Source organism: Methylotuvimicrobium alcaliphilum 20Z, from assembly GCF_000968535.2.
Classification (GTDB): Bacteria; Pseudomonadota; Gammaproteobacteria; order Methylococcales; family Methylomonadaceae; genus Methylotuvimicrobium; species Methylotuvimicrobium alcaliphilum.
The window spans coordinates 3639080-3660418 of the sequence record NC_016112.1 but is presented as its reverse complement, the minus strand read 5'-3'; the positions used below and the strand labels follow the sequence as shown (position 1 = coordinate 3660418).

General features: G+C 48.0%; 21 protein-coding genes. 14 read left to right on the top strand and 7 right to left on the bottom strand.

Annotated elements, in window-relative coordinates; all coding sequences use genetic code 11:
- The first annotated feature begins 3 nt into the window (after nt 1-3).
- The 9 genes from MEALZ_RS15400 to MEALZ_RS15365 all read left to right on the top strand — a co-directional run bounded on the left by MEALZ_RS15400 (nt 4) and on the right by MEALZ_RS15365 (nt 8419).
- Nucleotides 4-2289 carry a chemotaxis protein CheA gene (locus MEALZ_RS15400; RefSeq protein WP_014149581.1) on the top strand — a complete coding sequence of 762 codons (2286 nt, stop codon included), beginning with the start codon at nt 4-6 and terminating at the stop codon, nt 2287-2289.
- A gap of 307 nt (nt 2290-2596) precedes the next feature.
- A complete protein-coding gene (locus tag MEALZ_RS15395; protein ID WP_014149580.1) occupies nt 2597-3700 on the top strand; it encodes a protein-glutamate methylesterase/protein-glutamine glutaminase in 1104 nt (367 codons plus the stop codon).
- Nucleotides 3700-4467 carry a flagellar motor protein gene (locus MEALZ_RS15390; protein WP_014149579.1) on the top strand — a complete coding sequence of 256 codons (768 nt, stop codon included), beginning with the start codon at nt 3700-3702 and terminating at the stop codon, nt 4465-4467. The genes MEALZ_RS15395 and MEALZ_RS15390 overlap by 1 nt, the downstream gene beginning before the upstream one ends.
- A 166-nt stretch (nt 4468-4633) precedes the next feature.
- Complete coding sequence (gene motD / locus MEALZ_RS15385) at nt 4634-5527, top strand: flagellar motor protein MotD (RefSeq protein WP_014149578.1); 894 nt, start codon at nt 4634-4636, stop codon at nt 5525-5527.
- A gap of 109 nt (nt 5528-5636) precedes the next feature.
- Nucleotides 5637-6440, top strand: coding sequence for a ParA family protein (locus MEALZ_RS15380; RefSeq protein WP_014149577.1), 804 nt, complete (start codon nt 5637-5639; stop codon nt 6438-6440).
- Nucleotides 6440-7159 carry a chemotaxis protein CheW gene (locus tag MEALZ_RS15375; protein WP_014149576.1) on the top strand — a complete coding sequence of 240 codons (720 nt, stop codon included), beginning with the start codon at nt 6440-6442 and terminating at the stop codon, nt 7157-7159. The genes MEALZ_RS15380 and MEALZ_RS15375 overlap by 1 nt, the downstream gene beginning before the upstream one ends.
- 175 nt (nt 7160-7334) lie before the next feature.
- Nucleotides 7335-7811: a chemotaxis protein CheW gene (locus MEALZ_RS15370; protein ID WP_014149575.1), complete on the top strand. Its 477-nt coding sequence runs from the start codon at nt 7335-7337 to the stop codon at nt 7809-7811.
- A gap of 57 nt (nt 7812-7868) precedes the next feature.
- Nucleotides 7869-8042 (top strand): hypothetical protein, encoded by a 174-nt coding sequence (locus MEALZ_RS22800; RefSeq protein ID WP_014149574.1) that lies wholly within the window; start codon nt 7869-7871, stop codon nt 8040-8042.
- Nucleotides 8042-8419 (top strand): DUF2802 domain-containing protein, encoded by a 378-nt coding sequence (locus MEALZ_RS15365; protein WP_014149573.1) that lies wholly within the window; start codon nt 8042-8044, stop codon nt 8417-8419. Before MEALZ_RS22800 ends, MEALZ_RS15365 begins: the two co-directional genes overlap by 1 nt.
- A 431-nt stretch (nt 8420-8850) precedes the next feature.
- Here the strand turns inward: MEALZ_RS15365 and MEALZ_RS15360 are convergent, their stop codons facing one another.
- Nucleotides 8851-9270 carry an FKBP-type peptidyl-prolyl cis-trans isomerase gene (locus MEALZ_RS15360; RefSeq protein WP_332881506.1) on the bottom strand — a complete coding sequence of 140 codons (420 nt, stop codon included), beginning with the start codon at nt 9268-9270 and terminating at the stop codon, nt 8851-8853.
- 278 nt (nt 9271-9548) lie between these two features.
- Nucleotides 9549-10169, bottom strand: a complete 621-nt coding sequence (locus MEALZ_RS15355) for a transglycosylase SLT domain-containing protein (RefSeq protein ID WP_014149571.1) — start codon at nt 10167-10169, stop codon at nt 9549-9551.
- A 339-nt stretch (nt 10170-10508) separates the two neighbouring features.
- Here MEALZ_RS15355 and MEALZ_RS15350 point away from each other — a divergent pair, with 339 nt between their 5' ends.
- A complete protein-coding gene (locus tag MEALZ_RS15350) occupies nt 10509-11144 on the top strand; it encodes a PilZ domain-containing protein (RefSeq protein WP_014149569.1) in 636 nt (211 codons plus the stop codon).
- A 70-nt stretch (nt 11145-11214) separates the two neighbouring features.
- Here the strand turns inward: MEALZ_RS15350 and MEALZ_RS15345 are convergent, their stop codons facing one another.
- Both MEALZ_RS15345 and cyoE read right to left on the bottom strand, forming a co-directional pair.
- Nucleotides 11215-12204, bottom strand: coding sequence for a glycosyl transferase family protein (locus MEALZ_RS15345; protein WP_014149568.1), 990 nt, complete (start codon nt 12202-12204; stop codon nt 11215-11217).
- A 6-nt stretch (nt 12205-12210) separates the two neighbouring features.
- Nucleotides 12211-13101, bottom strand: coding sequence for a heme o synthase (cyoE, locus tag MEALZ_RS15340; RefSeq protein ID WP_408607057.1), 891 nt, complete (start codon nt 13099-13101; stop codon nt 12211-12213).
- Between the two features lie 110 nt (nt 13102-13211).
- Between cyoE and MEALZ_RS15335 the strand changes: the two genes are divergently transcribed.
- Genes MEALZ_RS15335 through rsmD form a run of 3 tightly spaced genes read left to right on the top strand, consistent with a single transcriptional unit; the run spans nt 13212 to nt 16433 of the window.
- Nucleotides 13212-14573, top strand: a complete 1362-nt coding sequence (locus MEALZ_RS15335) for a M16 family metallopeptidase (RefSeq protein WP_014149566.1) — start codon at nt 13212-13214, stop codon at nt 14571-14573.
- The gene (locus tag MEALZ_RS15330; protein ID WP_014149565.1) at nt 14573-15871 is read left to right on the top strand and encodes a M16 family metallopeptidase; all 1299 of its coding nucleotides are present in this window, start codon (nt 14573-14575) and stop codon (nt 15869-15871) included. Before MEALZ_RS15335 ends, MEALZ_RS15330 begins: the two co-directional genes overlap by 1 nt.
- A gap of 4 nt (nt 15872-15875) precedes the next feature.
- Entirely contained in the window at nt 15876-16433 is a 558-nt protein-coding gene (gene rsmD, locus MEALZ_RS15325; protein WP_046061630.1) for a 16S rRNA (guanine(966)-N(2))-methyltransferase RsmD, read from the top strand.
- Between the two features lie 342 nt (nt 16434-16775).
- Here the strand turns inward: rsmD and MEALZ_RS15320 are convergent, their stop codons facing one another.
- The 3 genes from MEALZ_RS15320 to MEALZ_RS15310 all read right to left on the bottom strand — a co-directional run bounded on the left by MEALZ_RS15320 (nt 16776) and on the right by MEALZ_RS15310 (nt 19514).
- Nucleotides 16776-17882, bottom strand: coding sequence for a protein-glutamate methylesterase/protein-glutamine glutaminase (locus MEALZ_RS15320; RefSeq protein WP_014149562.1), 1107 nt, complete (start codon nt 17880-17882; stop codon nt 16776-16778).
- Between the two features lie 277 nt (nt 17883-18159).
- Nucleotides 18160-18756: a chemotaxis protein CheD gene (locus tag MEALZ_RS15315; RefSeq protein WP_014149561.1), complete on the bottom strand. Its 597-nt coding sequence runs from the start codon at nt 18754-18756 to the stop codon at nt 18160-18162.
- Nucleotides 18753-19514 carry a CheR family methyltransferase gene (locus MEALZ_RS15310; protein WP_231692876.1) on the bottom strand — a complete coding sequence of 254 codons (762 nt, stop codon included), beginning with the start codon at nt 19512-19514 and terminating at the stop codon, nt 18753-18755. Before MEALZ_RS15310 ends, MEALZ_RS15315 begins: the two co-directional genes overlap by 4 nt.
- Nucleotides 19515-20121: 607 nt before the next feature.
- Between MEALZ_RS15310 and MEALZ_RS23810 the strand changes: the two genes are divergently transcribed.
- Nucleotides 20122-21333 carry a methyl-accepting chemotaxis protein gene (locus MEALZ_RS23810; protein WP_014149558.1) on the top strand — a complete coding sequence of 404 codons (1212 nt, stop codon included), beginning with the start codon at nt 20122-20124 and terminating at the stop codon, nt 21331-21333.
- Nucleotides 21334-21339 lie beyond the last annotated feature (6 nt).

The following is a 21339-nucleotide window of genomic DNA, read 5'->3' as shown; positions in this document are numbered from 1 at the left end:
ATTATGGCGATTGATCTGGACGACGAAATTTTACAGGATTTTCTAGTCGAATCCGGTGAAATAATTGAATTATTGGGCGAGCAGTTGGTTCAACTTGAGCAGATGCCCAATGATTACGATTTACTCAATGCCATATTTAGAGGTTTTCATACCGTCAAAGGCGGTGCCGGGTTTTTAGCGATAGACCCCTTGGTTGAAGTTTGCCATAAAGCTGAAGATGTCTTTAATGTGCTTCGACAAGGCGATAGAGAAGTCGATCCTAAATTAATGGATGTCGTGCTTCAGGTGCTGGATATTGTTAACGAAATGTTCGGTCAGATCCGTGCCGGACAAGAACCTGAACCGGCATCGCCGGCATTGCTGAGCAAACTTCAGGCTTTTACGTCCCCAGGCAAAGCATCCGAAGCAGAAGCGCCCAAACAAAGGGGCGTGGAAGAGCAAGAACAAGAGCCATCGCCTATTGCCTCCGCCGATGAAATCGATATTGTCGAGAAAGAATTCGAATCGATGCTGAATATGGCCGACGAGGAATCTGAAGGCGTTGGCGATAGTTCAGGCTCCGATGAAATCACCGAGGAAGAGTTCGAGCAATTGCTCGATACCTTGCATGGTAAAGGCGCTTCGCCGACCGCGCCTAAAATAACGCACAGCGAGTCGCAACCGGCTTCGGCTGCCGATGAAATTACCGAAGATGAATTCGAGCAACTACTCGATGCATTACATGGCAAAGGGGGGGCGCCGACATCGCCCAAATCCGATCGAAGCGAAACCGCATCGAATGCAGGAGTCGAATCGGAAAGTGCCGAAACGGTATCGATACCTGCCGACAAATCGGTGTCGGCGGCTTCGGATTCCGATGAAATTACCGAAGACGAATTCGAAAATTTGCTCGATCAATTGCATGGTAAAGGGAAGTTCAACCCTTCAGTAGTTGCTGAAACCGGCGATCAAGCACCTAAGGCGCCGGAAAAGCAACCTGTCGCCGAATCTGTTCCCGATAATAAAGATAAGCCGTCGCCTGCTAATAAGTCATCGTCCGCTGCTAGTTCAATTGAGCAGCATGACACTAAAGACCCAAAGCCCGCCGCTTCAAAAGCAGCCCCTTCAGGCGCCCCGCAAATCGAGCCCACCGTTCGAGTCGATACTCAGGTGCTCGACGATATCATGAACATGGTCGGCGAATTGGTTTTGGTGCGAAATCGTTTTCAGACGCTTAGATCCGCATCCGATAGCGATGATCAGATGGTCAAGGCCATTGCCAATCTCGACGTAGTGACAGCTGATCTACAATTAGCGGTCATGAAAACTCGAATGCAGCCGATTAAAAAAGTATTCGGTCGTTTTCCACGCGTGGTCCGGGATCTGGCGCGTAGCCTGAATAAACAGATAAGGCTGGAATTGGTTGGAGAAGAAACCGATCTCGACAAGAATTTAGTCGAGGCTTTGGCGGACCCGTTGGTGCATTTAGTGAGAAATTCGGTCGATCATGGTATCGAAAGCCCGGAAGAGCGGGCTGCGGCAGGTAAGCCGGCCGAAGGCGTAGTCGTGTTGACCGCTTCGCAGCAAGGCGATCATATCGAGTTATCGATTAAGGATGATGGCAAGGGCATGAATGCCAATGCTTTGCGTGCCAAAGTCGTCGAAAAGGGTTTAATGGATGCCGATACCGCCGCTCGACTGGATCAACGCGAATGTTTTAATTTAATTTTTATGCCCGGATTTTCGACCAAATCCGAGATCTCCGATGTTTCGGGACGAGGCGTCGGTATGGATGTTGTAAAGACCCGCATTTCTCAAATGAACGGTGCGGTCGAGGTTGATTCAAAGGAAGGCGTTGGTACCACGATTACCATCAAGGTACCTTTGACGCTTGCGATCATGCCGACATTGATGGTCAAACTGGCCGATCAAGCCTTCGCATTACCGTTGGGTAGCGTGATGGAAATTCTCGATCTGGATCTGCGTGTGACTAATGTCGTAGATGGGCAGCAGGTCGTCATGGTTCGAAACAAAGCCTTACCGCTATTTTATCTTGGCGAATGGCTCGTGCAGGATCCGAATTATGTACTTAATAAAAAAGCTTCTGCGCATGTGGTCGTGGTCAATGCCGGTGGGCGTCAAGTCGGTTTTGTCGTGGATCAATTAATTGGTCAGGAAGAAGTTGTCATTAAAGCTTTGGGCGCGAAATTGCAAGGTTTGGACGGGCTTTCGGGGGCGACGATCACCGGTGACGGGCGCATTGCACTGATTCTCGACGTGCCCGGTTTAATGAAGCGATATGCAAGCTAATACTCCCTTTTGATCGAAAAACCGTCTAAGAATAAAAGGTATGAGATGTGTCTATCGAGGACCGCCGTTCACCCAGCACCTAAATTATCCCAGACAGTTAACCATAGCCAATGGGGACTAAGGAATTTAGGTGCTGGGTAAACCCATCCATGGGGGCTTGACGGCAGCAATCGAACGCTAAGGATGGCGTGAATGCAGATTTTGCATGGAGCAAAAATCTGTCCTGCTGCCGACATCCTCGCTAGCCACACCCATACCTTTACAAAGTTAGCCATTTTTTGAGTATAAAGGGAGTAATTAGAAGTTCATGGCCGTTAAGGTATTGATAGTCGACGATTCCGGGTTCATTTGTAAAAGAATCAAAGAAATCCTTGAGGAGTCGAAAGATAGCGGAGGACGCGCCGAATTTGAAGTGGTGGGTATCGCCAATAACGGCTTGCAAGCGATTAGGTTGACGGCTGCCTTATCGCCCGATGTCATAACGATGGATATCGAGATGCCGTTGATGGACGGCATTACTGCGGTTAAGCGCATCATGGCGGAAACGCCGACCCCTATTTTGATGTTTTCGGCAATGACTCAGGTAGGCGCCCAAGCGACACTGGATGCCTTGCATGCCGGCGCGGTGGATTTTTTACCGAAGCGATTGGATGAGATCGATGCCGACCGAGAAACGGCCAAACGCTTGCTTCGGCGAAGGGTGCGCATGGTTGCCTTGCAAACCGGAAAAAGCAAAACAAGAAGCAGCGGCGCAGCGCTGGCTAAGGATGCAACCGAACAGGCAGAAAAATCGCTCGAAAAACCGGTTAAGCAAGGAATTCAACAAACAGCGAAACAATTCGGCGCGTTACGCATCGTGGTGATTGCTGCCTCGACCGGCGGTCCTGTTGCGGTGCAGAAAGTGTTAAGTCAAGTTCAGCAGTCATGCCCGTTGCCGGTAATCATTGTTCAACATATGCCGCAAAACTTCACGGCTAGTTTTGCGGAGCGGTTGGATCAATTATGCCGTATCAAGGTGAGGGAAGCACGCGATGGCGATATCTTGGCGCCGGGAACAGCGTTGGTTGCGGCAGGTGGAATGCAATTGGAATTCAAAGGCTCCGGCGTGCGTAAGTCGATTGTTTTAAGGCCGAAAATAACCGGAGAGATTTACAGCCCGTGTGCCGATATTACACTGGCTTCAGTCGCTCGGCATTTTCACGATGCCGTGTTGGCGGTTGTCTTAACCGGTATGGGTTCGGATGGTAAAGAAGGTGCTCGAAAACTGAAACAAGCCGGTTCGATAGTTTGGGCGCAAAACGAGGAAAGTTGCACGATATACGGTATGCCCAAAGCGGTTATCGATGCAGGCTTGGCCGATAATGTTTACAGCCTCGATGAAATAGGACGGCAATTAAGTCGGATCACTTAATGGATTACTTAAGTCTCATTGGTGTGGTGTTGGGTTTCGTGGCGATCGTCGGCGGAACGATAATGGACGGCGGACATGCCGAAGCACTGCTAAATGGACCGGCTTTAGTGATCGTTTTAGGAGGTACGTTAGGGGCGACATTGCTGCAATTTCCACCGACAGTATTCTTACGAGGTCTTAATATCAGTTTATGGGTCTTCAGGCCCCGAAATCAATTGCTTGAGCAACAAGTTAACAAAATGGTCGAATGGAGCGCGTTGGCCAGAAAAGAGGGGCTACTGGGTTTGGAATCGGTTCTCGATACCGAAATCGATCCGTTCGCAATCAAGGGTTTGCAGCTTTTAGTCGACGGTAGCGAACCGGAAGTGATTCGGGATTGTTTGGAATTAGAGATTAATACTCGGGAATTTAGCGATTTGCAGGCTGCTAGAGTATTCGAAGCCATGGGCGGCTACTCGCCGACAATCGGTATTCTCGGCGCCGTGATCGGTCTCATTCATGTCATGAAAAATTTGGCCGAGCCAGGTTTACTGGGATCCGGTATTGCAACGGCGTTTGTTGCGACGATTTATGGCGTTGGCTTTGCCAATCTGATTTTTTTGCCGGTTGCAAACAAATTGAAGATGCAAATATTGACGATGTCGCAGGCTAAGGAATTGTTGGTTGAAGGCATCGTCGCGATTGCCGAGGGAGAAAATCCAAAAAATATCGAATTGAAATTATCCGGTTTTTTAATCGAAAACGTAACTATTCAGCGCATGCGGTAGGTTGGTGTCAGGCATTGATTTCTAAGGACGCGTGAATACATCCCTGTAAGCTCTGACTGCAACGTCCTGTTGTAGACAGCCTTATAAATCAATGCCTGACACCTTCTCATACATGACTTATGCTTAATAATTACTCGAAAACCAGGATTAGCTCGGAGGGGACGTGATGCGGCGCAAAAAAAAAGAATTGGCCGAACCTGAAAATCATGAGCGATGGCTGATTTCCTATGCCGATTTTATTACTTTGTTATTTGCGTTTTTCGTTGTGATGTATTCGATCTCGTCGGTCAACGAAGGTAAATATAAGACACTGTCCGACTCATTGGGGGAGGCCTTTTCGAAAAGGCAATCGGAATCGGCGATTTCCGATAGAGAAGGCACTCCCTTTACCGTGGTGCAGCCGATCCAGATCGGTGAAGAACCCATGACTGTTCAGCCGATCGAGCTACCTCATCCGACTTTGGAAGAGGTTGAAAAAAAACATGAGCTAAGTGAGGAAATCCTGCGTGAGCGGCGCAATTTGATAGAAGCGTCCGAACAAATGTCGGAAGTCTTGGCGCCATTTATCGAAAAGGATTTGGTGGCGGTTAAAAAACATGACTTTTGGATCGAGCTAGAAATGAATAGCGAACTGTTATTCGCGAGCGGCGAGGCTGAGTTATCGCCAAAAGCGTTACCGGTGTTGAAAAAAGTTTCGGAAATTGTCAGACGCATGCCGAATGTCATTAATGTCGAAGGTCATACCGATACGGTTCCGATTAGTACCGTTAAATTCCCATCCAATTGGGAATTGTCTTCGGCGCGAGCGACCAGCGTAGTAAGGGAATTCGTCAACGAAGGGATAGCGCCGTCACGATTATCGGCGGTCGGCTATGGAGAATTTCATCCGATAGCCGATAACAGTAGCGAGGCAGGTCGATTTCAAAATAGAAGAGTTGTGGTGGTGTTGATGTCGCATGCTTTTGCTCGTTACGGCGCGGATGACGAAGAAAGAGCGAAGTTACTGAATATATCGCCGGTTACCGAAGCTGAAATGAACAACGCTCAGCGTTCTCCATAGTGGCGGGTATATCCTTCTTTGCTCTCACGGAGGACCGTGGGAACAAGGAAAAACTTCGAGAACCGATTTTTTGCGGTTTGGCTAATGAATTTAGGTTGAAAGGCATTTTATGAAGGTCTGGACGGTATCCAATCAGAAAGGCGGTGTAGGCAAAACGACGACTGTCGTTACGCTCGGCGGTTTATTGTCTTCCTGGGGATTTCGGACATTATTGGTCGATCTCGATCCGCACGGCGCATTGACGAGTTATTTCAAAATGAATCCCGATGAAGTCAAGGCCAGCGTATACAATCTTTTTCATGATGCCAGTTTGAAAAAGAAAAACGCGGGGCCCGAACCTTATATCGTAGAAACTAAATTCGACGGTTTGTTTGTGTTGCCGGCCGCGACCGCGATTGCAACGTTGGACCGACAGGTCGCATCGATGGGCGGTATGGGATTGGTAGTCAACAATGCCTTAGCCAAGGTATCCGACCGTTACGATTACGTCATCATCGATAGTCCGCCAATGCTCGGTGTGTTGATGATTAATGCACTGGCGGCTTGTCAGCAATTAATTATGCCGGTGTTAGCCGAATTTTTAGCCGTCAAGGGACTCGAGCGTATGATGCATACGCTCAATATGGTTTATAAGTCACGTACCCATGCGCCTCGATACACGATTGTACCGACGATGTTCGATAAACGAACGCGCGCCGCTCAAGAAAGTCTTAGGGTGTTGAAACAGCAATATCCGGATTATCTTTGGGATTCGATCATACCGATCGATACAAAAATCAGGGATGCCAGTACGCAAGGTATACCGCTATCGATTTATTGGCCGGAATCGAAAGCCGTGGAGGCTTACTCGGCTTTGCTGGATCGCTTGTTATTGCATGATAATCAAACTGTCAAAGAAACGGCGGCAGTTTAATGAAGGGGCTTAACGGTAACAACTTGGATATCGAACAACAGGTTATTCACCAGGAACTGGCTCTCGACAGCTATTTAAAAACCCTGCTGGAGGAAATGCCGACTGAAGAATCTGAAGTGATTATGCCACCGGAACCTGAGGCCAAAGCGCCCATACCGACGGCGCGCGTCGAATCGAAAATAAAGGAAAAAAGCGAGACCATTGCCAAGACGTCGGCCTTGGTTGAACTGCAATTGGTTCCAAAGCCCACCATGCCGCTTGCGGTGATGCCGTCTTGGGCGCAGTATGAATTCCAAGCCTTATTTTTTAGAATAGGCCAGCTGATACTGGCAACTCCTTTGGTTGAATTGTCCAGAGCCGTTAAATTCGATAAGACGATTACTAAAATCCCTGGGCAACCCTCGTGGTTTATCGGTTTGCTGGAAGACCAGGAACGAAAAATCGGTATTCTCGATTCCGGGCAATTAATTTTAGGAAAAGGCTATGCGAATAAACGAAACTTAATCGAGCAGCCTTTTAAAAGCATGTTAATTACCCAAGATGGCAATTGGGGCTTGGCTTGCGATGAACTTTTGTCGATCGGCAAAGTTCGCCCCGAGCAAGTTCGTTGGCGAACCCATCGTAAACAGCGACCATGGTTGATCGGAACGGTAATCGAGGAATTGACCGCCGTGATCGATGTCAAACAGTTGACGCCGCGAAGAAAGGTAAAAAGGTGAAAGGTTAAAGGTGAAAGGTGAAAGGTGAAAGGCGAAAGGTGAAAGGTTATCGTTCCCACGCTCCAGCGTGGGAATGCGGCCCTGGACGCTCCAGCGTCCAGTGACGACAGAAAAGATAGGGGCGGATACGGTTTGCAAAAAATAATAACTTTAAATAATGAAGCGGTGATCGCGAATGAGTGAATTCGATACGAAACAAAACAATCCGGTGATGCAATGGGTAACTTTTCGTCTCGGTGATGAAAAGTACGGCATCAATGTCATGCAAGTGCAGGAGGTATTGCGGGTTGCAGAAATCGCTCCGGTTCCCGGTGCGCCGTCTTATGTGCTGGGCATCATTAACTTGCGAGGCAATGTTGTAACGGTGATCGATACGCGCAATCGATTCGGTTTGATGTCGAAGGAGACCGACGATAATTCGCGCATTGTCATAATCGAAACCGAATCGCATATTATAGGCATCTTAGTCGATAGCGTTGCCGAAGTCGTCGAGCTGAGATCGTCCGATATTGAAACGGCTCCGAACGTCGGCAATGAAGAAACTTCTAGGTATATTCAAGGGGTGACTAGCCGAGATAATGAATTATTGATTCTAGTCGACCTAAATAAGTTTTTAAGCGATGAAGAGAAAGCGGAATTGGATATGTTTTGAAGTTAATTGTAACCTGAAAACATCAACTTCCTTGAGCCGCGGCTAAGAGAGGCGGTTATGATCGAAATACAACCGATAGTACCGACATATCCGGTTATTAAACCGGCAAAAGTCACTAATGACGAAGATCGACCGGGTAAGAAAAAACAACAAAACGAGCAGGAAAAGGGTTCTGAATCGGAGCAGCAAGACGATACAGGGCCAGCTCAGCATATCGACGAAGTTGTTTGATGAATGAGATTTTATATGCCGGTCTTGCCGTACTGAGCGTTATGTCGATTTTGCTGGTATGGTTAACAGTCGATCATATTAAGCTTAAGCGCAACTATCGAGCCTTGGCCGAACATCTGAATAATCATAATTTAGATATTGTCGGCTTATGTTCGGCATCGGTCGGTATCGATAACCGATTAGCCGAGACTGCTGAATTACTCAAGGAATTGAACGAAAAAATCAACGACTTTGAACAAAGAGAGGAAGAAGCGAAGCCTTATCACGCGATCATTCAAAAGGTGCGAAGCGGAGCCGATGCGGCTGAATTGATTCAAAAATTCGGAATTAGTCGTGATGAGGCCGTACTATTGATTCGTTTGCATGGAGCTAGATAAAGGCTCTGTTTGCGATCATAGTTGAAAACACCCGTCATACAGGAAAGACTGATAAATCCAAAGTGAATTGTAGGGTATGCTGTGCGTACCTGGTGACTTGGCAGGACGGGGTTTGCAACCCCGTCCGAAACGTTTCAACCGTGGCCGAAGCAAACCGAAACCGTTGGGGACGGGTTAAATAACCCGTCCCGCAGGAGGAGTAGGGGAATTGCGTAGCTTCGAGCTTCCCGGATTGCGCTACGCTGCTTAGACCCGCCGGAAGCGATTGGTAGCGATTTAGCAGCGGGGATCTGTGCTTAGCTTGATGCGTATGGGTTGTAAGCCCCCGTCCTGCTAAGCTCTGTGATAGTACGGCCATGGATGATGGGCTGATATACAGCCCATCATCCAGATGTCGACATTCTTACCAAATTCGCCGTATTATTTTGATTCTATTGAACTTTTATTAGTTCAACATCGAATATGAGTGTGGCATTAGGGCCAATCGCGCGGCCGGCGCCGCGTTCGCCATAAGCCAAATCGGAGGGTATGTAAAAACGGTATTTAGCGCCTTCCTTCATTAACTGCAGTCCCTCGGTCCAGCCGGCAATGACTCGGTTTAACGGAAATGTAGCCGGTTCGCCTCTGCCATAGGAACTATCGAATTCTTCGCCGCTAATTGTGGTGCCTTTGTAATGAACGGTTACATTATCGGAGGCTTTTGGCGTGGCTCCGTTTCCTTCATTTAAAACTTCATATTGAAGGCCGCTCGCTGTGGTTTTTATGCCGGCCTTTTTAGCGTTTTCGGCAAGAAAGGCTTCTCCTGCTTCTTTATTTTCCTGTGGGGTGGTCGCATTGGCCATTGAGAACATCGTAAATCCTATGATAATAGCGGTAAAAACTGAAAAAACGCGAATATGCAGTTTAGTCACAGATTTTTTCCTCCTGTCGTGAGTTATAAGGAAGTGTATCCATTTTTGGAGAAGTTACGATAAAAAAGTCAAGAAGCTTGATCTTTTAATCCGAATAAATAGTCGCTAATTCTTCTTGCTCAGATGTGAGCAGATTAGCGCCTTCTATCTCCAATACCGGTTTGTCCTTTTTTTGCCGGTGATGCGGCTTGTTCGCAACTGTGAACAAGGGATATAGTTTACCAAAAAAACCAGCTTTTGCTTTCAAATTCGTTCCGGCATGAATTTAATTGCGAATCGTAAATACGGGCTTTGCGGTCGACTTTTTCGGCAACTTTTAGTAACCAGGGTTTTTGTAAAAACGTTCGGCGCCGGTATCCCGTATGACCTTCGTGATAGGCCAGGTATAGTTGCCGAGCATTTGATTTTGCGAGTCCGAGTCTTTTATAGCTCATGTAATTGTACCAGCCAACAAAATCGACCGCATCGGCAAAGTCGTCGCGGTCGGCGCTCCAGCGACGGTTATGTTTCATATAGTCGCCCCAGGTACCGTCCAATGCTTGAGCATATCCATAGGCACTACTTTTTCTAAACCAAGGTATGAACCCTAATAATTTCCGTCTTGGCGGGGCGGCGTCGGCAACAAAGCGAGATTCTTGATGTATGATCGCCATTTGGACGGGAATAGGGACCCCCCATTTTTCATAAGAGGTTTTGGCGTGTTTGTACCAGTTGCTTTTTTCTCTGAAAGTTTCGCAAATGTTTTCTGTGTTTTTAGGCGGAGCAGTGGCACAGCCTTGTAAAATAAAAAACGAGATAGCCGTTAAAATTATTTTTAACGATCGAATGGATAGCAGCATAAAAAATAGACAATCAAATTCTGAAAGACGAGATTCGAAGCGAAAAATGAAAATAATAGTCTACACTAGTCATTATTTAATTTAATTATAAGAGCACAAGGCTTGCCCTTTACGATTTGGAAATACAAAATAGCGCTGTTTATTTTCCGGTTATTGTCAGCAATTTAAGGGTAATTATTCACACACCCCTATCGTTCCCACGCAGAGCGTGGGAATGATAATTTCCGGGGGACTGAATAGTTACATTTAAGGCACTGCCGAAATTTGAGGGGCGACTGGTATTGATACCGGTTTCTTTCGGCTTCATATTTTCAATAGTGAAAGTAATATAGGTTAACAATGCCATACGAAAAACGCCATTATCGGAAAAAACTAACTTCCCATGGATTAATTTATCTGGATGGGGTTGAACTTCCGATGACCTTGAGCAACATCTCGATCACCGGTCTTTTGGCTGAATTGAACGATTATGAACGCATTAATGATGTTGAAGATCTGTTTAAATCAGTACAGAAATCCCCTATCGTCGATATCTACCTGCAAGAAATGCGACTTGCCGGCGAAGCCGAAATTGTTCGAGCCGATATGATCGACGGTCGGATTTATTTGGCGTTGGATTTTAGAAATGTCGAGCATGATGTAGAAAACTTGTTTTATGCAAGGCATGCCTACAGGAAAAAATTGGAGGCGCCAGGGCTCATAATCCTTAACGGCCATAATTACCATTTCAACACGGTTAATGTGTCGGTAGACGGCTTAATGGTCACGTTACCGGAGCGTATTGACGTGGAGCCTGGGGCAATTGCCGCGTTCAACTTTAAAAGACTCGATCTTCTCGGCGAAGTTAAGATCGTATGGGTGACTTACCAGGACGGGAATACCTTATTAGGTTTGGAATACAATTACTTGGAAAAAACCTTTGTTGAAGGTATTCCGAGATTTTCCCCTCATAATCCGGGTATGGTTAAAGGGTAATTGCTTAAACGGCTTTTTCAATCAAAAGGGAGTCGTTGCCACCCATTAAATCGACTTTCTCCGCAGGCCATCATCCAAACGGCTTGCGTCCCCGCCAGAAATCTTCGGCCATCTTCATAGCGCGTTCTTGACTTTCCGCTTTGCTTAGCAGCTTCAAAGCGATCGCCGCGGTACCGATAACGGCCGCTTCTCCGTATTCGTCCTCGATATCGCCTTGCCAGACTGCAGCGAGCTGCTTAGGGTCGAGTGTTTCTGATTTAACATGGCGACGCTCGAACATTCTCGGCCATTGTTCGTCAATTAATTCGCCGTGATGAACGCTTTGCACTAAGCAATCGGCGTCGGGATTGCGTTCGACTTCGCCGCTTTCGCCTTTGAATACCGCGACATGAGGATCATTTAATAACAAAGAGGCTTCCTGATGCACCGGCCGGTAACCCGGGTGAAAAATCGCCTGAATGCTGTGTTTGGCATTAAAAGGATTCAACATTCTGGCGAGCGTATGCACCGGTGAACGCAAGCCCATGATCGGGCGCAATTCGATGATTTCATGAAGTTTCGGGCAGAAGTATTCCAGCGGCAAATAACTGAAGCTCCGCTCTTCGAGTTGTTGTCGCGCTTCTTGTAAAGAGGCGGCGTGCTCGATGCCGAGGTATTTCAGAGCATCGTGCGTATAAATTCGGCCTTCGGTATGGCCGCCGGCGCCATGCATGAAGACTTTGATGCCATTTTCCGCGAGCAATAATGCCGACAACAAAAACCAGGGGAGGTGGCGTCGTTTGCCGGCGTAGGAAGACCAATCCAAGTCGGCGGGGCAAGGTTCGCCGAATGGACTAAAAGTTTCGCGTGCGGCTTGAATGAAGCCGGCCAACTCTTCAGGGGTTTCTTCTTTAACCCGCATCAGCATCAAAAAAGCGCCCAATTGCACGGGCAGCACTGCGCCGGCCAAAATCATGCGCATCGCTTGATAGGCCTCTTCTCGAGTTAGCGGGCGCGAGCCTTTTTTGCCTTTACCGAGAATGCGGATATATTCAGCGAAAGGATGTTCTTGTGTTGTCATGGCAGATTACAATCCAATAACGACATAGTGATCGATCAATAACGCGGCAAACATCAGCATCAAATAAATAATGGAAAAACCGAAGGTTTTCATTGCCGTTCGATCGTCCTTGTGGCGCATCATCAAAATTGCATAATAAATAAAACCGAGGCCGAGAGGAACCGCAACGGAGAGATAAATCAGCCCGCTCATGCCGGTTAAATAAGGCAGCAATGTCACCAATAAGAGCAGCACTGTATACAGTAATATTTGCAGTCTGGTGAATTCGGGACCGTGTGTAACAGGCAGCATTGGGATTTTCACCTTCGCGTATTCTTCGCGCCGGGCGATTGCCAGGGCCCAAAAATGCGGCGGTGTCCAAACGAAGATGATTAAAAACAATAGCAACGAATAAGGATGGACTTCGCCGGTCATCGCGCACCAGCCCAAAACCGGAGGTGCTGCGCCGGCCGCGCCTCCGATCACGATGTTTTGCGGCGTCATGCGTTTTAAATACACGGTATAGATAATGGCATAACCGATTAGCGACAATAAGGTTAAAAATGCGGTCAGCGGATTAACCAAGAAGCCCAATAAAAGCATCGATAATAAGCCGAGCAGCGATGCGAAAACGATGACATTCATTGAGTCCAACGAGCCTTTCGGCAATGGGCGGTTTTGCGTTCTGCCCATTAGAGCGTCGGCATTCTGATCGAGATAGTGATTAACGGCCGCGGCGGACGAGGCGGCGAGTCCGATGCCAACGGTGCTGTAAAGCAAAGTGTCGATGGGCGGTATGCCGGGCACGGCCAGCAACATGCCGACCACGGCAGTAAAAACGATTAAGGCAACTACTTTGGGTTTGCACAGTTCAAGATAGTCACGCCAGGAGAGCAGGGCGGATGGGTTAGTCATTATCGAAAATATTCCAACATTTATATTAAGATATAGAATTAAGCTATAGAATACAGTGAACTATTGATTTATCAAATAGTCGGACGCGTTAACCTTACTACAGAGAGGATGTTATGAAGTTGCAAATTGCGAGTGCGGTATTATCCGGCATGTTTTTGTTGCCGGCACAAGCGGCGGTCAAAGTACATGAGCGGATTTTAGACAATGGTTTGAAAATCCTGGTCAAAGAAGATCACCGCTCGCCAGTCGCGGTTTCCCAAGTCTGGTACAAAGTCGGTTCCAGCTACGAGCCGGGCGGCATTACCGGTATTTCTCACATGCTCGAACACATGATGTTCAAAGGCACCGACGAGCTCAAACCCGGCGAATTTTCCCGAATCATCGCGGCCAACGGCGGTAACGAAAACGCCTTTACCGGTCGCGATTATACGGCTTATTTTCAGACGATGGAAAAATCCCGTTTAGAAGTCAGTTTCAAACTGGAAGCCGATCGGATGCGTAATCTCAAGCTGCTGGATGAGGAATTGCAAAAGGAACTGCAAGTCGTTTACGAAGAGCGCCGGATGCGCACCGACGATAAGCCTCGTTCCAAAACCCAGGAGCATTTCGCCGCACTGGCTTATTCGAACAGCCCTTACAAAAACCCTATTATCGGCTGGCCGACGGACATAGAGAACTACACGATTGCCGACCTCGAGGCCTGGTATCAAAAATGGTATGCGCCGAATAACGCTACCTTGGTCGTCATCGGCGATGTCGAACCGAAAGCGGTGTTCGCGTTGGCCGAAAAATATTTCGGACCGCTTAAGCCCAGTGACATTACGCCGGTGAAGCCGCAAACCGAAGTCGAACAACTCGGCATTCGGCGCATGATCGTCAATTTGCCCGACAAGCTGCCGTATCTGGTCATGGGTTATAAAGTCCCTGTGCTGAACACGGCCGAGCATGAGTGGGAAGCCTATGCATTGGAAGTGATGGCGGGTATTTTGGACGGCGGCAGCAGTGCGCGCTTGGAATCCGGATTAGTTAGGGGTAAACAGATCGCTGTGGCGGCCGGAGCCGGCTACAACTTGAGTTCCAGACTCGATGAATTGTTCATGTTTGACGCGACGCCCGCACAAGGAAAGAGTCACCAAGAATTGGAAGCGGCGCTAAAGGAAGAGATCGAAAAACTCAAGTATGAGTTGGTGCAACCGGAAGAGTTGCAGCGGATCAAAGCGCAGGTGCTCGCGAATGCCACCTACGAGCGCGACTCGATGTTTTATCAAGGCATGCAACTGGGCATCAATGAAACCGTCGGTTTAGGTTGGCAAAAAGCCGACGAATATGTCGACAAGGTCAATCAGGTGACTGCCGAGCAAGTCCGAGAAGTCGCCAAAAAATATTTTACCGATAACAACTTGAGCGTGGCCTATTTAGTGCCGCAACCGATCGCTGAACAAACCGGCAATGAAAAACTTAAGGAGAGCAAATAATGCGTATCGCTTTGATCAGTCTGTTATTGATACTGACAGGACAGTCCGCCTGGGCTGCGGAAAACATTGAACATTGGACAACCAAACAGGGGGCTAGAGTGTATTTCGTACCTGCTCCAAATCTGCCGATGGCCGATATCCGGGTGACTTTCGATGCCGGTAGTGCCCGCGACGGTAAGCAATTCGGGATTGCCGCGTTGACTTCCGGGCTTCTCGATACCGGTGCCGGCGAATGGAATGCCGACCAAATTGCGCAGCGTTTCGAAAGCGTCGGCGCACGTTTCGGGACAGGGGTGTCACGCGATATGGCTTGGCTGTCGCTACGGACCTTGACCGAGCCGAAACTGTTCGATAAAGCAGTCGAAACGATGCAAACCATTCTGACTCAACCGCGCTTCGAGGAAGCCGATTTTCAGCGCGAAAAACAGCGCACGTTGGCCGGTTTAAAGCACCGAGAATCTTCGCCGTCAACCTTGGCCGATATTGCCTTTTATAAAGCGGTTTATGGGCAACATCCCTATGCGCATCCGAGTGCCGGCGAAATCGAGACCGTCGAACCCTTGCAAGCCGAGGATCTTAAGAACTTTTATCGTCAGTATTATGTGGCGGCCAATGCGATGGTAGCCATCGTCGGCGATTTGACTCGCAAACAGGCTGAACAAGTCGCCGAGCGATTATTGGGGAAATTGCCGGTCGGGCAGAAACCCGCCGAATTGCCCGAAGTGCCGATGCCTAAGCAAGGCCGCCGCGAACACATCGCATTTCCTTCCGCGCAAACTCATGTCATGAGCGGCCTGCCGGGAACGTACCGCAATGACGACGACTATTTTGCTTTATATGTCGGCAATCATATTCTTGGCGGCGGCATGCTGGTTTCGAGATTATTCGAGGAAGTCCGGGAAAAACGCGGTCTAGCGTATAACACCTACAGCTATTTTGCCCCAATGTATCGCAAAGGGCCTTTTGCGATGGGTTTGCAAACGCGGACCGATCAAGCCGACAAAGCGTTGGCAGTCTTGAATCAAACCTTGAACGAGTTTATTAAGGACGGGCCGACCGAGGAAGAGCTTACCGCCGCAAAACAAAACATCACGGGCGGTTTTGTCATGCGTTTCGATACCAATAGCAAAATGATCGGCTATGTTGAAATGATCGGATTTTACGGTTTGCCGCTCGACTACTTGGAAACTTTTCAGGAGAAGGTGAATGCGGTGACCGTCGAGCATATCAAGGACGCGTTTAATCGGCGAGTCGATGCCGAGTTATTGCAAACGATCACAGTCGGCGAAACGCAATAAATCCGTGCAAAACAAGCTAAGAATCATCGCCGGCGAATGGCGCGGTCGCAATCTGCGATTTACCGACGCACCGGGACTGCGCCCGACGCCGGCAAGAGTTCGGGAAACCTTGTTTAATTGGTTGCGAAGCGATATTTTTGGCAGCCGCTGCCTGGATCTTTATTCAGGTAGCGGCGCGCTGGGTTTCGAGGCAGCGTCGCGAGGCGCAAAAGCGGTCGTGCAGATCGAAAATAACCCGCAGGCTTGTCGTTATTTAAAAGAAAATACCGTTGTTTTATCGACCGACCGAATCAAAATCGTCAATCAGGATGTCTTCCGCTACTTGGCAGGCGACGCCGAATCGTTCGACCTAGTTTTTCTCGATCCGCCTTTCGGCAAAGGTCTCGCCGTGCAAACCTGTCAATGGCTTGAAGATAAAGGCTGGTTGTCCGCGGGGGCTAAAATCTACTTAGAAACGGAAATCGGGCTCGATCTTACCGACATACCTGAAAACTGGCGGCTTCTAAAAGATAAAACGGCCGGCGAGGTAGCGTATCGGTTATACGAAAGGCTCGCCGAATAAGGCTTCCAGACTAAGGGTTTCGTGATAGATAACGTCCTGGAGCTATGAGTTTTGTTGAGGATTCGTTAACTCGTTTGGCAGGACGCCGTCAACCCAGCACCTAAATTATCCAAGATAGTTAACCATAGCCAATGGACTATGGAATTTAGGTGCTGGGTGAATACGTCCCTGTAGGCTTGACGGCGGAATCTGATTGCCATGGATGGCATGAATGCAGATTTTGCAGGAGCAAAAATCTGCCCTGTCGCCGACACCTGCCAATCGAGTTACCGAACCTGCCTACCCTCAATCAAAAATAGGGAAGTTATTTATAACCAAATCCTTAGGTTTATTTGTCGATACTCATTCTGCCGTATTCGAAGCTCTGCTTAAAGGCGTTCCGGTTGACGAGTTGACGATAAGTTCAGGTATCGAATTTAAAGGCAAAGTTTTGGAGACGCCGCCGAGTTTCACCGCTTCCTTGGGCATGCCGTAAACGATGCATGAAGCTTCGTCTTGTGCGACGGTGAACGCGCCGGCATCGAACATTTCTTTCATGCCTTTCGCGCCGTCGTCGCCCATGCCGGTCATGATGATACCGACGGCGTTCGGGCCGGCCGATTGAGCGCAGGAGCGAAATAAAACGTCCACGGACGGCCGGTGCCGGCTGACCAATGGCCCGTCTTTGACTTCGACGCGATATTGCGCGCCGCTTCGGCGCAGCAGCATGTGTTTGCCTCCCGGAGCGATCAAAACCTGTCCGGGGATGACCCGGTCGTTGGTTTCGGCTTCCTTGACGGAGACTTGGCAAAGGCCGTCAAGCCGCTTGGCGAAGGCAGCGGTAAATGCCTCGGGCATATGCTGCACAACCACCAGTCCCGGCGTGGTTCTAGGGAGTTTGGTCAATACAAACTCCAAGGCTTGAGTTCCGCCTGTCGAAGTGCCTATGGCAATTACCCTGTCGGTCGTTTCCGACAGAGGTTTTAAATGCGAAGGGGCGATGACCGCATCGGCATTTTGTTTCGGTTTGGGCTCGGTGCTTGACGGCATGCTTTTTATTTTACCGACTCGGGCATGAGCTGCGGCTTTCACGGCATCGATAATCAGCGTGTTGGATTCCTCAAGGAAGTGGCGTAGGTTGACCTTGGGCTTAGTGATGATGTCGACCGCTCCGGCACTCATTGCCTGCATCGTCACTTCAGCGCCTTTTTCGGTTAGCGTCGAGCAAATGACGACCGGAGTCGGGTGTTCGTGCATGATTTTCTTGAGAAAGGTTACGCCGTCCATACGCGGCATTTCGATATCCAATACGATTACGTCCGGCCACTCTTTTTCCATTTTTTGCAGGGCAAAAATCGGATCGGGCGCCGATCCGATAACTTTGATGCCGGCAGTACTGTCGAACAATTGTGTGAGAACCTGTCTAACGACTGCCGAGTCGTCTACGATGAAAACTTTGATGATATTCATGCTTTGAATTTTTATATGAAGGGGTTAGGCAAAATTAGTCCTGATTAGCAAGATGCTTCAGCTTGCTGAAGCCAATTGTCCGAGCAGTGGCCAGTCGTAGCCACTTCTGCGGGACGGGTTATTTAACCCGTCCCCAACGTTTCGGTTTGCCCTAAACATTTCGGCTGACTTCGGCCAAAGTCAAAACGTTTAGGACGGGGTTGCAAACCCCGTCCTGCTAGGGATATGCTGGGCTTTAGCTGAAGAAACTTGCTAATTAGGAAATTAGTTGATTGCCTTACCAAAATTCCACGTCCGATTTAGTTTTTTCTTGTGCATCGATGCGTTTTTTCCAAAAAGAGCGCTCTTGTTTTTCTAGTTGTTGTGTAAGCGCGGTTTCGATGGTTTTGACGTATACCGAAAAATCGCTACTCACGAAATGAATGCTACGGCCTACCGTGCCTCCGAAGCTCGATGCCTGTATCGGTATTTTTTCTTGAGCCAAGAATGTTTTGATAAATTCGATATTAACTTCTCCAACGGATAATTTATCGGTTTTGTCGCTACGTAAGTGTAGTACATTGCCGCCGCCGAAACATTTGGCTTTGATTTGCGATTTTTTTGCCCCTTTTTTCATCATATCGTTGATTAAAAGCTCCATGGCATAGAGTCCGTAACGGCCTTCCTCGGTTTCGATAATCGGACGGCTTTTGGAATGATGCTGATAGGCGAGTAAAAAGTGATTCATACCCGCTATTTTGTTGACCGGGTCGAAGAGGCAAGCGGCGACGCAAGAACCCAGCAGGGTCGATATTAATTCGCCGTTAGTGCTGACATAGTATTCGCCGGGCTCGATAATCACGCGGCGAGTTTCTTTGTAAGGTAGAACGATCATTTTTTTCTGAAAATCGACGGTTTGATCATTTCCATATCGCACGTTATTCGATGCAGGCTTTCGGAGTGGCTGATGAAAAAATAGCCGCCCGGTTTCAATGTTTTGACGATTCTTTCGACAACCGCTTTTTTGGTGTTTTGATCGAAATAAATCAAAACATTGCGTAAAAAAACCACGTCGAAGTGTTTGATAAGCTTGTTAGGTAGCGATTGCATCAAGTTGATTTGCTCGAAGTGCGTTCGGTCGATCAATGATTCGTCGACTCGGAAAAAGCCTTCTTGCGAGCGTACGCCTCGCAAACAGTACTTTTTTAGCAAGGCAGGGTCCATTTGTTCTAAGCGGGCCATCGGGTAGATGCCGTTTCGAGCAGTGTCGAGTACGCGCGTGCTCAAATCGGAACCTAGTATATCCCATTTCTTTCGACCCAATGTTTCCGCCAAAATCATCGCCAAAGAGTAAGCCTCTTCTCCTGAGGAACAAGCCGCGCTCCAGGCGTTAAAGTGTTCTCCTTGCCAATTTTTTAATAGGGTAGTCCGCAAAAATTCGAAGTGTTTGGGTTCGCGAAAAAAATAGGTTTCATTGGTGGTTAAAAAATTAACCATGATTTGAAATTCATCGGTAAATTCGGGTTTGCTCAGTAGACGATAATATTCCCCGTAGCTAGTCAGTCCATGAAAATGCAGGCGTTTGGCGAGCCTTCCGGCAACCATGACTTTTTTTTCGGGTGCTAAATAGATGCCAGCGTGTTCGTAAATCAAGCGCTGAAAGCAATCGAATTCTTTTTTAGTAATGGGTGAAATGCTAATCGTTGTATCCTTGGCCCAGCCTTAACAAATGTAGTGCTTACGGTCTATGTTGTTGAACTATAAAAATTAATAATCATGCTAAGTGTGAATTTGTAGTTCCATAAAATTTATTACTTATTATCAATAACTGATCATTATGAGTCGTATCACGGCTAAAAAGAACATTGGGATTTCGTGAAAAAATAAAGCCCGGAGCTATGAGTTTTGTAGCGGGGTCGGTCAGCAATTCCCAGTTTGAATATTTCGCCGATCTTAGGGTATGGAGTATGCCTGTCGAGGAACGCCGCAAACCCATCCATGGGCGCTTGGCGGCAGCTAAGCGCCCATGGATGGCGTGAATGCAGATTTTGCATTACGCCATGGATGGCGTGTATTAGGGCAATGCAGGAGCAATTGCCGAGGAGCAAAAATCTGTCCCGCTGCCGACATCCTCGCCAAGCATACTCCAAGCCCTTTTTGATCCCCAAATTGGGAATTGCTGCCGAATCCTTGATTGTGTTGTGTGGCGTAAAACCTTACTATATTGTTAACTTAATAGTGCCAAAAAAGGAAGTATTTAATGTCTTTTTCCGATAACACGCCAAAAATTGCCGCAAACGGAAAATTCGTCTTCTATAGCATGCCGGCAGGCTTGGGTTTGCTTGGGGGCTTGGTGGCTGTTTGGCAAGGTGCATTTAATCTCGCCGGCTTTATCGCAATGGGAATGCTTACGGCAATCGGTTTCGTTATTGGGTTAACATTATTTAGGCGTCAACAAGAGAGTTTGAATTATTTGGATGCCCAGTGGAAAAACGATGAAAGCGCCAAGCTGAAAGACGCAAATGCATATTCGATCGAGTTGGAAAAGCTAATTATGGAGGTTGTGCCGATCGTTATTCGTCAGGTCGGGACCTCCCGTGCTCATACCGAGCAGGAAATTACCACGTTATCGGTTCAATTTTCAAACATGGTTTCGCAAATCGACGCGTTGAGCGGCCAGACGCAGCAAGGTCATCAAGAAGATCATATCGATGCCTTGCTTAGCGGGAGCCGCGCGACTTTGGAAGGCGTTATTCAAAACCTTAATCAGATCAATCAGGCCGAACGAGTTATGATCGATCAGGTTAGAGAGTTATCGACCTACACCAACAGTCTCGATAGTATGGCGCAAGAAGTTCGTAAAGTCGCGGAGCAAATCAATTTGCTGGCGTTGAATGCCGCGATTGAAGCGGCCAGAGCCGGGGAACACGGGCGCGGTTTTGCGGTCGTTGCCGACGAGGTCAGAAAACTGGCTGGCTTTTCATCGACAACCGGTGAAAGAATTAGTCGGACGGTCAATGAAATTATTGCAGCGATGAATACAACGCTGAGAACGGCAGAGTCGTCGACGGAAAGCGACGAACAAAATATCGGCTCCGCAGACCACGCGATCAACCAAGTCATGTCCGATATCAAAACGACTTTGACGGCTTTTAAAGATGATGCGGTCGAATTAATGGATAATAGTGAACAAATCCGAGATCAAATTTATTCGGTTTTAACAGCGCTGCAATTCCAGGATCGAGTCACTCAGATGCTCGATCATGTCGAACATAATCTAGAACACCTGCAAAATACTATCGAAAAAACGCAAGGAGCCGGACATAAGCGTCATGCCGATATGATTAACGTCGAACAAACCCTATCGACAATGGAGCTGAGTTATACGATGCCCGAAGAGCTAATTAATCATGCTTCGGTTACAACTTCTAATGACCGGTCGAAATATTCCGACGACCTTACTTTTTTCTAATTCAAG

Coding starts and splice junctions, on each gene's coding strand:
- MEALZ_RS15375 (WP_014149576.1), top strand. CDS start 6,440: ATGAAGGGGCTTAACGGTAACAACTTGGATATCGAACAACAGGTTATT.
- MEALZ_RS15345 (WP_014149568.1), bottom strand. CDS start 12,204: ATGACAACACAAGAACATCCTTTCGCTGAATATATCCGCATTCTCGGT.
- MEALZ_RS15360 (WP_332881506.1), bottom strand. CDS start 9,270: ATGTTCTCAATGGCCAATGCGACCACCCCACAGGAAAATAAAGAAGCA.
- MEALZ_RS15400 (WP_014149581.1), top strand. CDS start 4: ATGGCGATTGATCTGGACGACGAAATTTTACAGGATTTTCTAGTCGAA.
- MEALZ_RS22800 (WP_014149574.1), top strand. CDS start 7,869: ATGATCGAAATACAACCGATAGTACCGACATATCCGGTTATTAAACCG.
- MEALZ_RS15395 (WP_014149580.1), top strand. CDS start 2,597: ATGGCCGTTAAGGTATTGATAGTCGACGATTCCGGGTTCATTTGTAAA.
- MEALZ_RS15315 (WP_014149561.1), bottom strand. CDS start 18,756: ATGATCGTTCTACCTTACAAAGAAACTCGCCGCGTGATTATCGAGCCC.
- MEALZ_RS15365 (WP_014149573.1), top strand. CDS start 8,042: ATGAATGAGATTTTATATGCCGGTCTTGCCGTACTGAGCGTTATGTCG.
- MEALZ_RS15390 (WP_014149579.1), top strand. CDS start 3,700: ATGGATTACTTAAGTCTCATTGGTGTGGTGTTGGGTTTCGTGGCGATC.
- motD (WP_014149578.1), top strand. CDS start 4,634: ATGCGGCGCAAAAAAAAAGAATTGGCCGAACCTGAAAATCATGAGCGA.
- MEALZ_RS15350 (WP_014149569.1), top strand. CDS start 10,509: ATGCCATACGAAAAACGCCATTATCGGAAAAAACTAACTTCCCATGGA.
- MEALZ_RS15335 (WP_014149566.1), top strand. CDS start 13,212: ATGAAGTTGCAAATTGCGAGTGCGGTATTATCCGGCATGTTTTTGTTG.
- MEALZ_RS23810 (WP_014149558.1), top strand. CDS start 20,122: ATGTCTTTTTCCGATAACACGCCAAAAATTGCCGCAAACGGAAAATTC.
- MEALZ_RS15320 (WP_014149562.1), bottom strand. CDS start 17,882: ATGAATATCATCAAAGTTTTCATCGTAGACGACTCGGCAGTCGTTAGA.
- MEALZ_RS15370 (WP_014149575.1), top strand. CDS start 7,335: ATGAGTGAATTCGATACGAAACAAAACAATCCGGTGATGCAATGGGTA.
- MEALZ_RS15355 (WP_014149571.1), bottom strand. CDS start 10,169: ATGCTGCTATCCATTCGATCGTTAAAAATAATTTTAACGGCTATCTCG.
- MEALZ_RS15330 (WP_014149565.1), top strand. CDS start 14,573: ATGCGTATCGCTTTGATCAGTCTGTTATTGATACTGACAGGACAGTCC.
- MEALZ_RS15380 (WP_014149577.1), top strand. CDS start 5,637: ATGAAGGTCTGGACGGTATCCAATCAGAAAGGCGGTGTAGGCAAAACG.